Source organism: Streptomyces sp. NPDC045846 (assembly GCF_056431605.1).
In genome coordinates this window covers 389063-403357 of the sequence record NZ_JBWKKJ010000006.1, presented here as the reverse complement: position 1 = coordinate 403357, position 14295 = coordinate 389063, and the positions used below count along the sequence as shown (strand labels likewise).

The 14295-nt window shown below is 74.3% G+C and carries 11 protein-coding genes and 1 pseudogene; 4 read left to right on the top strand and 8 right to left on the bottom strand.

Annotation, left to right across the window (positions count from 1 at the left end):
• Positions 1-97: 97 nt before the first annotated feature.
• On the top strand, positions 98-1861 hold the full coding sequence (locus AC07F3_RS19725) for a serine hydrolase domain-containing protein (protein WP_479115723.1): 1764 nt from the start codon (positions 98-100) through the stop codon (positions 1859-1861).
• Between the two features lie 22 nt (positions 1862-1883).
• On the opposite strand, the gene AC07F3_RS19720 is transcribed toward AC07F3_RS19725, so the two are convergent.
• The 4 genes from AC07F3_RS19720 to AC07F3_RS19705 all read right to left on the bottom strand — a co-directional run bounded on the left by AC07F3_RS19720 (position 1884) and on the right by AC07F3_RS19705 (position 7922).
• A complete protein-coding gene (locus tag AC07F3_RS19720) occupies positions 1884-3449 on the bottom strand; it encodes a phytoene desaturase family protein (RefSeq protein ID WP_479115721.1) in 1566 nt (521 codons plus the stop codon).
• A gap of 45 nt (positions 3450-3494) precedes the next feature.
• The gene (locus AC07F3_RS19715; RefSeq protein WP_479115719.1) at positions 3495-5738 is read right to left on the bottom strand and encodes a serine/threonine-protein kinase; all 2244 of its coding nucleotides are present in this window, start codon (positions 5736-5738) and stop codon (positions 3495-3497) included.
• 18 nt (positions 5739-5756) lie between these two features.
• Entirely contained in the window at positions 5757-6647 is an 891-nt protein-coding gene (locus AC07F3_RS19710; protein WP_479115717.1) for an oxygenase MpaB family protein, read from the bottom strand.
• 84 nt (positions 6648-6731) lie between these two features.
• Positions 6732-7922 (bottom strand): acyl-CoA dehydrogenase family protein, encoded by a 1191-nt coding sequence (locus AC07F3_RS19705; protein ID WP_479115715.1) that lies wholly within the window; start codon positions 7920-7922, stop codon positions 6732-6734.
• A 313-nt stretch (positions 7923-8235) separates the two neighbouring features.
• Between AC07F3_RS19705 and AC07F3_RS19700 the strand changes: the two genes are divergently transcribed.
• Positions 8236-8655, top strand: a complete 420-nt coding sequence (locus tag AC07F3_RS19700; protein ID WP_479115713.1) for a CBS domain-containing protein — start codon at positions 8236-8238, stop codon at positions 8653-8655.
• A 123-nt stretch (positions 8656-8778) separates the two neighbouring features.
• The gene (locus AC07F3_RS19695; protein ID WP_479115711.1) at positions 8779-8979 is read left to right on the top strand and encodes a hypothetical protein; all 201 of its coding nucleotides are present in this window, start codon (positions 8779-8781) and stop codon (positions 8977-8979) included.
• A gap of 84 nt (positions 8980-9063) precedes the next feature.
• On the opposite strand, the gene rho is transcribed toward AC07F3_RS19695, so the two are convergent.
• A complete protein-coding gene (gene rho / locus AC07F3_RS19690; protein ID WP_479115866.1) occupies positions 9064-10230 on the bottom strand; it encodes a transcription termination factor Rho in 1167 nt (388 codons plus the stop codon).
• A 372-nt stretch (positions 10231-10602) separates the two neighbouring features.
• Positions 10603-11976, bottom strand: a complete 1374-nt coding sequence (locus AC07F3_RS19685) for a DUF2252 domain-containing protein (protein ID WP_479115709.1) — start codon at positions 11974-11976, stop codon at positions 10603-10605.
• Positions 11977-12295: 319 nt separating this feature from the next.
• On the opposite strand from AC07F3_RS19685, the gene AC07F3_RS19680 reads away from it, so the two are divergent.
• Positions 12296-13255: a D-2-hydroxyacid dehydrogenase family protein gene (locus AC07F3_RS19680; protein WP_479115707.1), complete on the top strand. Its 960-nt coding sequence runs from the start codon at positions 12296-12298 to the stop codon at positions 13253-13255.
• A gap of 10 nt (positions 13256-13265) precedes the next feature.
• On the opposite strand, the gene AC07F3_RS19675 is transcribed toward AC07F3_RS19680, so the two are convergent.
• Both AC07F3_RS19675 and AC07F3_RS19670 read right to left on the bottom strand, forming a co-directional pair.
• Positions 13266-14117 carry a carboxymuconolactone decarboxylase family protein gene (locus AC07F3_RS19675; protein WP_479115705.1) on the bottom strand — a complete coding sequence of 284 codons (852 nt, stop codon included), beginning with the start codon at positions 14115-14117 and terminating at the stop codon, positions 13266-13268.
• 29 nt (positions 14118-14146) lie between these two features.
• Positions 14147-14284, bottom strand: a pseudogene (locus AC07F3_RS19670) (helix-turn-helix domain-containing protein); the annotation flags it as partial.
• Between the last annotated feature and the right edge of the window lie 11 nt (positions 14285-14295).

Here is a 14295-nt window from a genome sequence, read left to right as displayed (position 1 = left end):
CGGGCCGCCCCAGGGCAGAAAGTTTCCGGTGTTCGACGTGATCACGAAAGATACTTTCAGCGCGCCGGGAAGGTGCACCGGGAGGAGGCGCGTGCCGGTGGCCGACGATGTCGGGGGCGTCAGCAGACGACGGCTGGCCGGTGCGGCCGTGGTGCTGGGAGGGGCGCTGATGGTGGGATCGCTGCCGGGCCGGGCGAGGGCCTCGGACCGCGCAAGGACGCTGCGACGCGGGTCGGCCGAGCAGGCCGGGTTGCTGCCCGCGCACCTGGACCGGCTCGTCGAGAACGCCAAGGCGTTCCTCGGCCCCTCCCCCGGACACCCCTGGTACGCGGGAGCCGTCCTGCTCGCGGGGCGCGGCGGCACGGTGGCGCTGCACCACGCCCTCGGCAGCGCGGTCCGCTACGCGGCGTACGACGAGAAGAGCGACACCGCGGTCGAGCTCCCGCCCGAACGAAGGATCGCGACGTCCCGGGACACGGTCTACGACCTCGCCTCGCTCTCCAAGCTGTTCACCTCGCTGCTCGCCGTCCAGCAGATCGAGCGGGGCACGCTGGGCCTGGACCACCCGGTCACCTCCTACCTGCCCGAGTTCGGCGCGGCGGGCAAACAGCACGTCACCGTGCGGCAGTTGCTCACCCACACCTCGGGGTTCCGCTCCTGGCTCCCGCTCTACGGGGCGCCGACCCGCGAGGACCGGCTCCGGCTCATCTGGAACGAGGCGCCCACGAGCCCGCCCGGCAGCGCCTACCTCTACTCCGACCTGAACCTGATCTCCCTGCAACTGGTCCTGGAGAAGATCACGGGGCGCCCGCTCGACGCGCTGCTCCACGACGGGATCACCGCGCCGCTCGGGATGCGCCGCACGCGCTACAACCCGCCCGCCTCCTGGCGCCCGGAGATCGCCGCCACCGAGGACGCCCGCGAGCCGTGGTCGGGGCTCGACCGGGGTCTGGTGTGGGGCGAGGTCCACGACGAGAACGCATTCTGCATGGGCGGCGTCGCGGGCCACGCCGGGGTCTTCTCCTGCGCCTGGGACCTCGCGGTCCTCGCCCGGGCGCTGCTCAACGGCGGGAGCTACGGGCGGGCGCGCATCCTGAGCCCCGCCTCCGTGGAGCTCCTGTTCACCGACTTCAACGCGGCCTTCCCCGGCCATGAGCACGGGCTCGGCTTCGAGCTCTACCAGCACTGGTACATGGGCGCGATGGCGACGCCGCGCAGCGCCGGGCACACCGGCTTCACCGGCACCAGCATCGTGCTCGACCCCAGCACCGACACCTTCCTGGTCCTGCTCTCCAACTCCGTTCATCCGGTACGCACTTGGCGCTCCGGTTCCGCGCCGCGCGTGGCCGCGGGCGACGCCCTCGCGCGGGCCGTCGCGGTACGCCCCGCCCACGGGGGCACGGCCTGGTTCGGGAGCATGGCGCGCGGGGAGAGCCGCACGCTCACCCTGCCCGAGCTGTCCCCGGCCGCCGGCGGGGCCCGCCTGGAGTGCGCGCTGTGGTGGGACACCGAGCCGGGCGCGGGCGTCCTCGCCCTGGAGGCCTCGGTGGACGCGGGCGCGACCTGGCGGCCCGTGCCGTTCACGACCGCGTGCGCCGGGCAGGGGGCGGTGGAGCACCCCGCCGGTTCGGTGTCGGGGTGGTCCGGGCGGGTCTGGCACCGGGCGGCCGCGGACCTGTCGGCCTGGCGCGGCCGCCCGGTGCGGTTGCGCTGGCGGTACACGACCGGCCCGCTGTACGTGGGCCGGGGCGTGTACGTCGACGCTCTGCGCGTCCGGGACCGCCGGGTCCTGTTCGACGAGGCGCGACCGCAGGACGCCGCCCGGGTCGAGGCGTCCGGCTGGACGCGCTCGGCCGACTGAGCCGGCCGACGGACCCGCGGGTTCAGCGGCCGAGCACCGCCATCGCCGCGTTGTGGCCCGGGATCCCGCTGACGCCCCCGCCGCGCACGGCGCCCGCCCCGCACAGCAGCACGTTCGCGAGCCCCGTCTCCACACCCCAGCGGCCCGTCGAACCGTCGCCGTAGGGGAAGGCGAGGGCGCGGTGGAAGATGTTCCCGCCGGGCAGCCGCAGGTCGCGTTCCAGGTCGAGGGGGGTCTTGGCCTCGATGCAGGGGCGGCCTTCCGCGTCCAGGGCGAGACAGTCGGCGATCGGCTCGTCCAGATGGGCGTCGAGCTCGGCAAGGGTCGCGGCGAGCAGGTGCTCGCGCGCCTTGTCGTGGTCGTCGGCGAAGAGGCGGGCCGGGGTGTGCAGGCCGAACAGGGTGAGGGTCTGGTACCCCCGGGCCGCGAGCTCCGGACCCAGGATCGACGGGTCGGTGAGCGAGTGGCAGTAGATCTCCGACGGCGAGGCGGCGGGCAGCTCCCCGCGGGCCGCCTCGGCGTACGCCGTCGCCAACTGACCGTACCCCTCGGCGATGTGGAAGGTCCCGGCGAAGGCCTCGCGCGGGTCGACCGCGCCGTCCCGCAGCCGGGGCAGCCGCTTGAGCAGCATGTTGACCTTCAGCTGGGCGCCTTCGGCGGGCTCGGGCGGGCGGTCGCCGACGAGTTCGGCCAGGGTCTGCGGCGAGGCGTTCACCAGGACGTGGCGGGCGGCGACCGTGCCGGACGCCTCAGCCGTGACGTAGGAGACCTCGGCCTCGGTGCCGTCGGCGCGGATCGCGGTCACCTCGTGTCCGGTGGCGATCTCCGCCCCGGCGGCCCGCGCGGCCCCGGCGAGCGCGTCGGTGAGGGCACCCATCCCGCCGACCGGGACGTCCCAGTCGCCGGTGCCCTGGCCGATCACGTGGTAGAGGAAGCAGCGGTTCTGGGCGAGCGAGGGGTCGTGGGCGTCGGCGAACGTGCCGATCAGGGCGTCGGTCAGGACGACGCCCCGCACGAGGTCGTCGCGGAAGCGGTCCTCGACGGCGACGCCGATGGGCTCCTCGAAGAGCATCCGCCAGGCCTCGTCGTCCCCGATCCGCTCGCGCAGCCCGGCCTCGGTGGGCAGGGGCTCGGTGAGGGTGGGGAAGACCCGTTCGGCGACCCTGCGCGTGGTGTCGTAGAAGGCCTCCCAGGCGGCGAACTCCCCGTCTGATCCGGTCAGTTGGCGAAACGATGCCGCGGTCCGGTCCCGGCCGCCGCCGACCAGGAGGCCGCCGGGGCGGCCGTCGCGCACGGTCGGCGTGTACGAGGACACCGTCCGCTTGCGGACCGCGAAGTCGAGCCCCAGGTCGTCGACGATCTTCCGCGGCAGCAGGGAGACCAGATAGGAGTAGCGCGAGAGCCGGGCGTCCACGCCCGCGAAGGGCCGGGTGGAGACGGCCGCGCCGCCGGTGCGGCCGAGCCGCTCCAGGACCAGGACGGACTTCCCGGCGCGGGCGAGGTAGGCGGCGGCGACCAGGCCGTTGTGGCCGCCTCCGACGATGACGGCGTCGTACAGGTCACGGGCGAACGCGCTGCGTGCGGGCATGCCCCTTGGTAACACGGGATGATCGGCCGCGGAACCCGTCCCGGGTCACGGGTGGCCGGCGCCGCCCCGGCGCAGGGCCGCCACCTTCCGGTACAGCGCGACCGCCTCCGCTCCCCGGCCCAGCTGTTCCAGGCAGAGCGCCTCGTCGTTGCGGCTGGCCAGCGCGGCGGGGTGGTCGGCGCCCAGGACTCGCTCGCGCGCCTCGGCCACGGCGCGGTAGACGTCCAGCGCCTCGGCCCAGCGGCCCAGCCACCCCATGGCCACGGCGATCTCGCGGCGGCTGATCAGGGTGTCGGGATGGTCGGGCCCAAGGACCCGCTCGCGCAGGGCGCACACCTCGCGCGCCTCCCTCAGCGCCTCCTCCCAGCGGGCGAGCCGGCCGAGGTTGACGCCGAGGCCGTGCCGGGCGCGCAGCGTCTCGGGGTCCTCGGGGCCGCTGACCCGCAGCCGGTCCTCGATCAGGTCGCGGTACAGCTCAAGCGCCTCGGGGCTGCGGCCGAGCCGACCGAGGCTGATGCCGATCTCGTAGCGGGCCGCCAGGGTGTCGGGGTGGTCGGGGCCGAGCGCCGCCGCCCGCCCCCGCGCCACCTCGCGATAGGCGGCGAGCGCCTCCACCCAGCGCCCCAACAGACCGAGCGCGTACGCCACTTCGTACTGGGTGACCAGGGTGTCGGGGTGCCCGGGGCCGAGCACCCTGGCGCGTGCGGCGGCCACGTCGCGGGCCATCGCGTAGGAGTCCTCCAGGCGGCCGAGTCTGCTGAGGTTGAAGGCGAGGTTGTGGCGGCAGCGCAGGGTGTCCGGGTCGTCGGGGCCCTGGGCGCGCTCACGCGCGGCGAGCACCGTGACGTACACCTGGTGGGCCTCGAAGTGGCGGCCCAGCTGCCCCAGGACGTACGCGGTCTCCTGGCGGGCGTCGAGGGTCTCGGGATGCTCGGGGCCCAGCGCGCGGGATCTGCCGTCGGCGACCTTGCCGAACTCGCGCAGCGCGTCGGCCGGGCGGCCGGTGCGGCTCAGCGTGAAGCCCACCTCGTAGCGGCTGGCGAGGGTGTCGGGGTGGTCGGGCCCCAGGAGGTGGGCGCGCTCGGCGGCGACCGCGCGGTGCACCTCGCCCGCCTCCGCCCAGCGGCCGAGCCGGCCGAGGCTGAGCCCCGCGTTGTGGCGGCTGTTCAGGGCGGCCAGGACGTCCGGCGGCGGGGTCGGCCGCTCCGGCTCCCGCGGCGCCCGGACGGCCGGGGGGCGGCGCGGGTCGGCGGGCGGGGTGGTCCATTCGCCGGTGAGGCCCGCGGCGGGGTCGGGCGGCGTGGACCAGGAGCGGGTGCCGGTCGCCTTGTGGCCCGTGGTCATGCCCTTCGTCCAGGACGGGAGCCGGGGCCCGTGGCGGGCGGCCGGCCGCACCGGGTCGCCCCCCGGCGCGGCGGCGTCGGGGATCCGCGGCAGCGCGGCCCGGCCGGCCGCGAGGCGCTCGGCCAACTCCGTCGCGCTGTCGGGGCGTTGGCCGGGCTCCTTGGCCAGCAGGTCGAGCACGGCCCGCTCCAGGAACGCGGGGAGTTCGGGGCGGTGCTCGCGCGGCGGCCGGGGCGGGGTGTCGCGGTGGCCGACGAGCACCGCCCAGGCGTCCTCCAGGTCGAACGGGGGCGCCCCGGTGGCGAGTTCGTACAGCACGCAGCCCAGTGAGTAGAGGTCACTGCGGTGGTCGAGCTCGGCGCCGCCGATCTGCTCCGGCGACATGTAGTGCGGGGTGCCCATGGCGATGCCGGTGCCGGTGAGGCGGGCGGTGAAGCCGATGTCCGCGCCGAGCCGTGCGATGCCGAAGTCGCAGATCTTCACCGTGCCGTCGTCGAGCCGCATGATGTTGGCGGGCTTCAGGTCCCGGTGCACGATGCCCTGGCGGTGGGTGTAGGCGAGGGCGGCCGTGACCTGTTCGGCGATGTCCATGACGTCCGGCACCGGCAGCGGACGCTGCTTGTTGTCGTGGAGGAGCTGGCTGAGGTTGCGCCCTTCGAGCAGCTCCATGACGAGGTAGAGCCCGCCCTCGTACTCGCCGAAGTCGTGCACGACGGTGACGCCGCGGTGCTGGAGCGCGGCGGCGACCCGGCCCTCGCGCCGGAAGCGTTCGCGGAGCACCCGGGTGAAGGACTCCTCGTGGCCGGGCGCCGGCGGCTTGAGCAGCTTGACCGCCACCCGCCGCCCCAGCGACTCGTCGCGGGCCCGCCACACCTCGCCCATGCCGCCGCGCCCGATGAGGTCGAGCAGCGCGTAGCGGCCGTGGATCAGCCTGGTGTCCGCCATCTGGTGCCGTCGCCCCCGTCACTGACCATGCGCCCTCCCCGGCCCGTCCAGTATGGCCGCCTGTCCGCGGAGTGTGTACGGTGCCGGGCGGGACCCGGGGCCCAGCCGGGCGACCGCCCGGAGGATGTGACGGGGCGGCAGCTGCCAGCGCACCGACGCGGGTATGCAGCGCAACGCCGTTCCGGTGAACACCAGTTGACGATTGACCTTGCGTTCGGCGGGGCCGGGGCGGCCGTAGAGGGCGTGGGCGTACGGGGGCAGTGAGGCGTAGGCCAGCTTGGCCACGCGCCGCCACACGAGCTCGCGCGCCGGGACCAGGAGGGGGTGGGTGGGGGGCCGCCGCAGGAAGTCGTCGACCGCCCGCGCGTCGGCGGTGGCCGCGAGGTCCGGCCGTACGGAGTCGAAGTAGGCGGCGAGCTCCGCTGCCGTGCCCGGCACGCCGGCCGGGTCGAGGCCCACCAGGCGTGCGTCCACGCGGTGTTCGCCGACATAGCGGTCGGCCTGGGCGTCACTGAGGCGGAACCCCGAGCGCCGCACCACGGTGAGGTAGCTGTCGATCTCCGCGCAGTGCACCCACAGGAGCAGCTCGGGGTCGTCGATCCCGAACCGCTCCCCCGTCGCCGGGTCGTCGGCCTTCAGCAGGGCGTGGATGCGGCGCACCCGCGCGCCCGCCTGCTCGGCCGCCTCCTTCGTGCCGTAGGAGAGCGTCCCCACGAAGTTGGCGGTGCGCATCAGCCGCCCCCAGGCGTCCTTGCGGAAGTCGGAGTTCTGCATGACCCCGCGCACGGCCCGTGGATGCAGCGCCTGGAGATAGAGCGCCCGGACCCCCGCGATCCACATCATGGGGTCGCTGTGCAGCTGCCACGTGACCGATTCGGGCCCGAAGTATCCGGGATCGGCGCCAGCCATCCGCCACCTCCAGTGAGCGCGCCCGCCGTCGCACCTACGCCATCCGAGGTTAGTTGGTACGCGGCGGCCGGGGTACCGGTCCCGTCACCGCCGCACGCGCGGCATCCCCAGGCCGATCCACGCGATGATCTCGCGCTGGATCTCGTTGTTGCCGCCGCCGAAGGTGAAGATCACCGCGGAGCGGTAGCCGCGTTCCAGTTCGCCGTGCAGGACCGTGCCGGCCGACCCCTCCTTCATCGGGCCGGCGGCCGCCACGACCTCCATGAGCCAGGCGTAGGCGTCCCTGCGCGCCTCGGAGCCGTACACCTTGACCGCGGAGGCGTCCTGCGGGGTGAGAGTGCCTTCCTGGACGGCGTTCACCATCTGCCAGTTGAGGAGCTTCATCGCGTCGAGGCGGGTGTGGGTGCGGGCGAGGTTCCTGCGGACCCAGCCCAGGTCGATGACGCGGCGGCCGTCGGCGAGCTTGGTGTCGGCGGCCCAGCGCTGGACGTCGTGGAGTGCGCGGATCGCCATCGTGCCGTGGGCGGCGAGCGTGACCCGCTCGTGGTTGAGCTGGTTGGTGATCAGCCGCCAGCCCTTGTTCTCCTCGCCGACCCGGCGGGTGGCGGGGACCTTGATGTTCTCGTAGTAGCTGGCCGTGGTGTCGTGCGAGGCGAGGGTGTTGATGAGGGTGCAGCTGTAGCCGGGGTCGGAGGTCGGCACGAGGAGCATGGTGATGCCCTTGTGCGCGGGCGCGTCGGGGTCGGTGCGCACGGCGAGCCAGACCCAGTCGGCGGTGTCGCCGTTGGTCGTCCAGATCTTCTGCCCGTTCACCGTGTAGGTGCCACTGGCCTCGTCGCCCTCGCGCACCGCACGGGTCTTCAGGGCCGCCAGGTCGGTCCCCGCGTCGGGTTCGCTGTAGCCGATGGCGAAGTCGATCTCGCCGGAGAGGATCCTCGGCAGGAAGTACGCCTTCTGTTCGGCCGTGCCGAACTGCATGATCGTCGGGCCGACGGTGTTCAGGGCCATCAGCGGCAGAGGGACCCCGGCCTGGGCGGCCTCGTCGAAGAAGATGAACTGCTCCATGGGGCTCAGGCCGCGCCCGCCGTACTCCTCGGGCCACCCCACGCCCAGCCAGCCGTCGCCGCCGAGGCGCCGCACGGTGTCCCGGTAGAACCGCTTCTGGGCGGCCGGGTCGGCGTACCGCGCGTAGACGTTGTCCGGCACGAGCTCGGCGAAGTAGGTCCGCAGCTCGGTGCGCAACTGCTGCTGCTCAGGCGTGTATTCGAGGTGCACGGCCCCTCCAGGACGGTCGCGGTACGGCGGCGCACACAGTAGAACGTGTTCCAAGAATCTGGAAGGGGAGCGCGGTCGCCGGGCCCACGCGGCCGACCGGCGGCGACGTCCGTGCGGCGCCGTGCGACACCCCGAGCGGGACGGACGCCTGGCGCGCCCGCTCCCGTACGGGCCGTCATCGGGCGGACACGGGGCGCGGATGATCACCCGATCGACCGCGAGCGGTGGCCCGGGGCGGTGCCCGGAGCGAGCATGGCCGAGGCGTCTGTGCCGCATCCGTCCACCCCTCGCGCACCCCGACCGGAGGCCTCCCGTGATCACTGCCCGCGACCTGATGACGGCGGACGTCCGCTGCGTCCCGGCGTCCGAGACCCTGGACCGGGCCGCCCAGTTGATGCGCGACCACGGGATCGGCGCGCTGCCGGTCAAGGGCGCCGACGGACAGCTCACCGGCGTCGTCACCGACCGCGACATCGTGGTGAAGGCCCTCGCCGCGGGGAAGGACGCGTCGCGGGTGACCGCGGGCGAGCTCGCCGACGGCGTCGTGCACACCGTCGACGCGGGCGCCGAGGCCGCCCTGGCGGTCAAGGCGATGAGCGAGGCGCGGATCCGCCGGATCGTGGTGGTCGAGGACGGCACACCGGTCGGCATGATCACCGAGGCCGACCTGGCGCGCAAGCTCACCGCCGAGGCCTTCTCGTCGTACGCGGGCCGGGTGTACGCGGCCCCTTGATGCGGCCCGCCGACAAGCCGGGCGGGGCCTCGCAGAGAGGTGCGGACGGGGCGTGTGGGCCGGATGCGGTACGGGTAGGCGGGGGCGAGAATGGTGCATTACCGGACGAACGTAGGAGGCGGTATGAACGACCGGCCCGATTCCAGCCCGCAGCCCGACCCCGTGACCCCCGACGCCCTGCTGCACACGGGATCCGGGGGCGAGGTCACCGCCGAGGACCTCGTGCTCGCGTCCGGGCGGGACATCACCCCGCAGAACCTGGCCTGGGCCGAGCGCAAGCTGGCCACGGAGGGTCCCGCCGCCCTCGACAAGCTGCTCCCCTGAGGGATTCCTGGGCGTGACGGCCCAGCGGGGCGCGCCGCCGGGCCGCGGCGCGCCCCGTCCGGCCCGGCCGTCGCGTCCGGTCCGTCAGGCGGTGAGCCGGACCTGCCGCAGGAAGGCCGCGTTGTCCGGCGTCTGGCGGATCTTCTCCAGGAGGGCCTCAAGGGCGCCGTGCGCGTCCTGATGGTGCAGCGCCCGGCGCAGCCCGCGCACCGCGCTCAACTCCCCCGGGCTCAGCAGGAGTTCCTCGCGCCGGGTGCCGGAGGGGGCGACGTCGACGGCCGGGAAGAGCCGCTTGTCGGCGAGGGCCCGGGCCAGCCGCAGCTCCATGTTGCCGGTGCTCTTGAGCTCCTCGAAGAAGTAGTCGTCGGCGCGCGAGCCGGTCTCCACCAGAGCGGTCGCCAGGACCGTCAGGGAACCGGCCTCCTCGGTGAGGCGTGCGGCGCCGAACAGCCGCTTGGGGCCGTGCAGGGCGGCGGCGTCCACCCCGCCGCTGAGGGTGCGTCCCCCCGGCCCGGCCGCGTTGTTGTGGGCGCGGCACAGGCGGGTGAGCGAGTCCAGGAGCACGACGACGTCCCTGCCCTGCTCGACCAGGCGCTTGGCGCGCTCGATGGCGAGGTCGGCGAGCGCGATGTGCTCCTTCGCGGGCCGGTCGAAGGTGGAGGCGAGCACCTCGCCCTGGACCGAGCGCCGCATGTCGGTGACCTCCTCGGGCCGTTCGTCGACGAGCAGCACCATGAGATGGCACTCGGGGTGGTTGTGGGCGACGGCCGCGGCCAACTCCTTGAGCACCGCGGTCTTTCCGGCCTTGGGCGGAGCCACGATGAGCCCGCGCTGGCCCTTGCCGACGGGTGCGACCAGGTCGATGACGCGCGTCGTGAGCCGGTCGGCCCGGGTCTCCAGGCGCAGCCGCTCGCGCGGGTGCAGCGGGGTGAGGTCGGCGAAGTGCGGCCGACGGCCCAGCGCCTGGACGGGGGCGCCGTTGACGCGTACGACGCGTTCGGGCGTGGCCCCCTCGCATTCGATGAAGTCGCCCTTGCGCAGGGCGAGTTGTTTGATCAGAGCGGGCGGCACCTTCACGTCGCCCGGGGCGGGGGCGCAACCGGCGGTCCGCAGCCTGCCCTGGCCTGCGGTGAGGTCGAGGACCCCGGCGAGCGGGGCCTCGGTGGAGTGGTCGTGGTGGTCGTGGTGGATGGTCCGGGGGTGTTCGAGCGTGCTCAGCACAGGAGGGTCCCTTCGCGCGACGGGGCGCAGGAGAAGTCCGGGCCGTACGACGGCCGGGAGGGGAACAGCGGGCGCCGCGCTGGAGGCGGCACCGGGAGGGAACGAGCACGGACGCCGCGAAGAAGGGGGCGTACAGACGTGCTGAGGGCAGAGTAGCACTCCTGCTGGCCGACAGGGGGTTGGGCGGCGTCCGGAGCCGGTTCGGCTGCGCCCCAACCCCCGGCTCCCCTGCCCGCCCTTCGGCTTGCGGGCCGTGGTCGCTTCTCGCGCAGTTCCCCGCGCCCCTGACAGCACCGGCGCTGGCCAGCATGGGCGACCTCGGGAGCGAACCTGCTCAACTGCCCCTGAAAGAGGGCGACATGACCGTCGAGGAGACAGAGGCCCACCCCGCTGGACCTGGTGTCAGAACCCGGTCGCGGCCTCGATCGTGCCGTCGGCCACGGCCGCCGACAGGGCCGCGTGGTCGGCGGCGTTCTGGTCGGCGTAGCGCACGGCGAAGGTGGCGACGGCCCGCTCGAAGGCGTCCGAGCCCCCGAGGTAGGCGGCGATGGCGATGCGGTCGCCGGACCGGGCGTGGGCGCGGGCGAGCGCGGTGCCGCACAGACCGGCGTAGGCCGCCAGGACCGGCGGGGTCATGCGGCCGAGGTCGACGGCGCCCTTCCGATCGCGCAGCCGGCGCCAGTAGAAGTGCCGCCCCTGCGGCCCGGTCATCCAGCCGAGGAAGATGTCACCGCCGGCCTGGAGCAGGCGCTGGCCCGCGACCACCCGGTGCCCGTGGTGGGCCGGGGCCGCCCCGGGCAGGTGGGGTTCCAGCACCGACCGCTGTGCCTCCTTGATCTGGAGGAAGAGCTGATCGGCCGCGTCCCGGCCCTCCAGGAGCACGAGGCGGCAGCGCGGGCCGATGCCGCCCACCCCGGCGGCCTTGCGGGCCGCGTCCACGAACCGGTAGCGGTCGAGGAGCACGCGCCGCTCCTCGGCCAGCGAGGAACGGTAGTCGCTGAAGATCTTCCGCAGCGCCACCAGGTCGCGGCCTTCGACCGGGTCGAGCAGCGGCGATTCCTCGACGACGCGGCGCCGCCCGTCGCGGATCTCGGTGAGCTTGGCCAGGGGCGGCAGGTCGGTGCGGCCGTGCGGCCCGGCCGCACCCGGCCCGGCCGCACCCGGCCCGGCCGCCTTGCGGTCGGCCGTGCGGCGTACGAGACGCACGATGTCCCGGGTATCGATGTGCTCGTACCAGACGTCGAGCTCGCCGCGGCCGGCGAGCCTGCGCATGCCGCGGCGGTACGCCTCCGCCGCGGCCAGCGCGGGGACGCGGACGTCGTCGGCCCGGTGCCCGTTCTCGCGCGCGGCCACGGCGACGCTGGCGGCGAGCCGCTTGACGTCCCACTCGAAGGGGCCGGGGCAGGTCTCGTCGAAGTCGTCGACGTCGAACAGGAGGGACCGCTCGGGCGAGGTGAACACGCCGAAGTTCAACAGGTGGGCGTCGCCGCAGAGTTGGACGGTCAGCCCGGTGTTCTCCTGGGCCGCGAGGTCGGCCGCCATCACCGCGGACGATCCGCACAGGAAGCGCAGCGCGCTCTCGGCCATCCGTCCGTAGCGGATCGGGGCCAGTTCGGGCACCCACGTGCGGGCCTGCTCACCGAGGACGGTCAGCGGGTCGGGCCGGTCGGCGCCGGGGATCCACCGGCCGTGCGCGGAGCGCGAGAGCCGTTTGCGGGCGGCGCGGCCGTGGCGCGCCCGCTCGTCGGGGCTCGTCGCGGGGCTCGGGCTCGTCATGGGCACACCTTCCGGCATGCGGTCCGGGGCGGGCGGGTCGCGGAGCTGGTGGCGGTCTCTCCCGTTCTGCGGTTCTCGCCGTTCCACGGCGGTCGGGGTCGTGGGTCCGCGGTCGGGTCGTCGGCGGACGGAGCGCCGGGGAACGCGGTCCCGCGCCCACATCCGAGCGTATCCAGGGTGGCCCGTCACGGCACCCGCTGCGTCGGCCACCGTCCCTCGGCCGGACCCCGCCCGCCTGGCGGGCGGAAGAGCGAGTGATCATGTCGGTACCGGCACCCGCCGGGGCCAGGCCGTGCGATGAGACCGGGAGAGAACCGACATGCCCCTGCGCTGTGCCCTGCTCGACGACTTCCAGAGCGCCGCCACCTCGGTCGCCGACTGGTCCCCGCTCGACGGCGAGGTCGAGGTCGTCTCCTTCGCCGAGCACGTCGCGACCGAGGCCGAACTGGCCGCCAGGCTGGCCGAGTTCGACATCGTCGTCACCCTGCGCGAGCGGGTCGCCTTCCCCGCCTCCCTGTTCGCCGCGCTCCCCCGGCTGAAGCTCCTGATCGCGTCCGGCATGCGCAATTCCGTCATCGACTTCGAGGCCGCGGCGGCTCACGGTGTGACGGTGTGCGGCACCGAGAGCCGGTCCACTCCGCCGGTCGAGCTGACCTGGGCGCTGCTGCTGGGTCTGGCGCGCGGCCTGGTCGAGGAGAGCGCCGCGCTGCGCGCCGGTGGCCCCTGGCAGAGCACCCTGGGTGCGGACCTGCACGGGCGGCGGCTCGGCCTGCTCGGACTCGGCCGGATCGGGAGCAAGGTCGCCCGGGTCGGCCTCGCCTTCGGCATGGACGTGGTGGCGTGGAGCCAGAACCTCACGGCGGAGCGGGCCGAGGAGGTCGGCGTCCGGCTCGCCGCCTCGAAGGAGGAGCTCCTGCGCACGAGCGACTTCGTCTCCGTGCACCTGGCGCTGGGCGAGCGCACCCGGGGCCTGCTGGGCGCGCCGGAACTGGCCCTGATGAAGCCGACCGCCCACCTGGTCAACACCTCCCGCGCGGCGATCGTCGACGAGGAGGCCCTCCTGGACGCGCTGCGCGAGGGCCGGATCGCCGGGGCCGGGGTGGACGTCTTCACCGTGGAGCCGCTGCCCGCCGGTCACCCGATGCGGACGGCGCCGCGACTGCTCGCGACGCCACATCTCGGCTATGTCTCGCGCGCCAACTACGAGGCCTACTACGGCCAGGCGGTCGAGAACATCCAGGCGTTCCTGGCCGGGTGCCCGGTACGCCGGCTCGGATAGCGCGGCGCGGTCACTTCTCGCCGCGCTCCGCGAAGACCTCGCGGGCGGCGGCGATGCCGTTGAGCGCGGCGGGGAACCCGGCGTAGCCCGCCATCTGCGTGATGACCTCGACGACCTCCTCGCGGGTGCCGCCCACGTTGAGCAGGCCGTGGATGTGCACGCGCAGCTGGGGCGCCGCCGTGCCGAGCGCGGTGCACATGGCGACGCTGGCCAGTTCGCGGGACTTCAGGTCGAGCGCGGGGCGCGAGTAGACGTCCCCGAAGGCGAAGTCGATGATGTAGCGCGCCAGATCGGGCGCGATGTCCCGCAGGGAGGCGACGACCTGGTCACCGGCGTGCCCGTCGACCTCGGCCAGCTTGGCGAGTCCGCGCTCGTGGCGGTCGCCGGGCGCGGGCGCGGTGTCGACCGGGGTGGCGGCGACGTCGGGGCGGCGCTCGAAGACCTCGCGGGCGGCCGTGATCCCGTTGAGCGCGGCGGGGAAGCCCGCGTACACGGCGGTGTGGATGAGGATCTCGACGACCTCGGCGGGGCTGACCCCGACGTTGAGCGCGCCGTCGATGTGGAAGCGCAGCTGGGGAGCGGCGTTGCCCATCGCGGCGAGCGCGCCGACGGTGGCGATCTGCCGCTGGCGCAGGGTCAGTCCGGGCCGGGACAGCACGTCGCCGTACCCGAAGGCCACGGTCATGCGGCCCAGGTCCGGCGCGATGTCGGCCAGGCTGTCCAGGACGGCCGGGCGCTCCTGGCCGCCGACGGTCCGCAGCAGGGCGAGGCCGCGCTCGTAGCGCTCGTCGGTGACACCGGCGCCGTCGGCGGCGGCGTGCTGGGCGTTGGCTGCGTCGTTCGTGTGCTCCGCGTTGTTCATGGCCATGACGCTACGAGTTGGAGCGTGCTCTAACGCAAGCGGCTGTGCGCACCGGGCGTGTGGCCGAAGGCCCGGCGGAGCACGTCGATGAAGGCGCTGGCCGAGGACCAGCCGCAGCGGTGGGCCACGGTGGTCACCGGAGTCTCACCAAGTATCCGGCGCCGCGCGGGACTTGAGC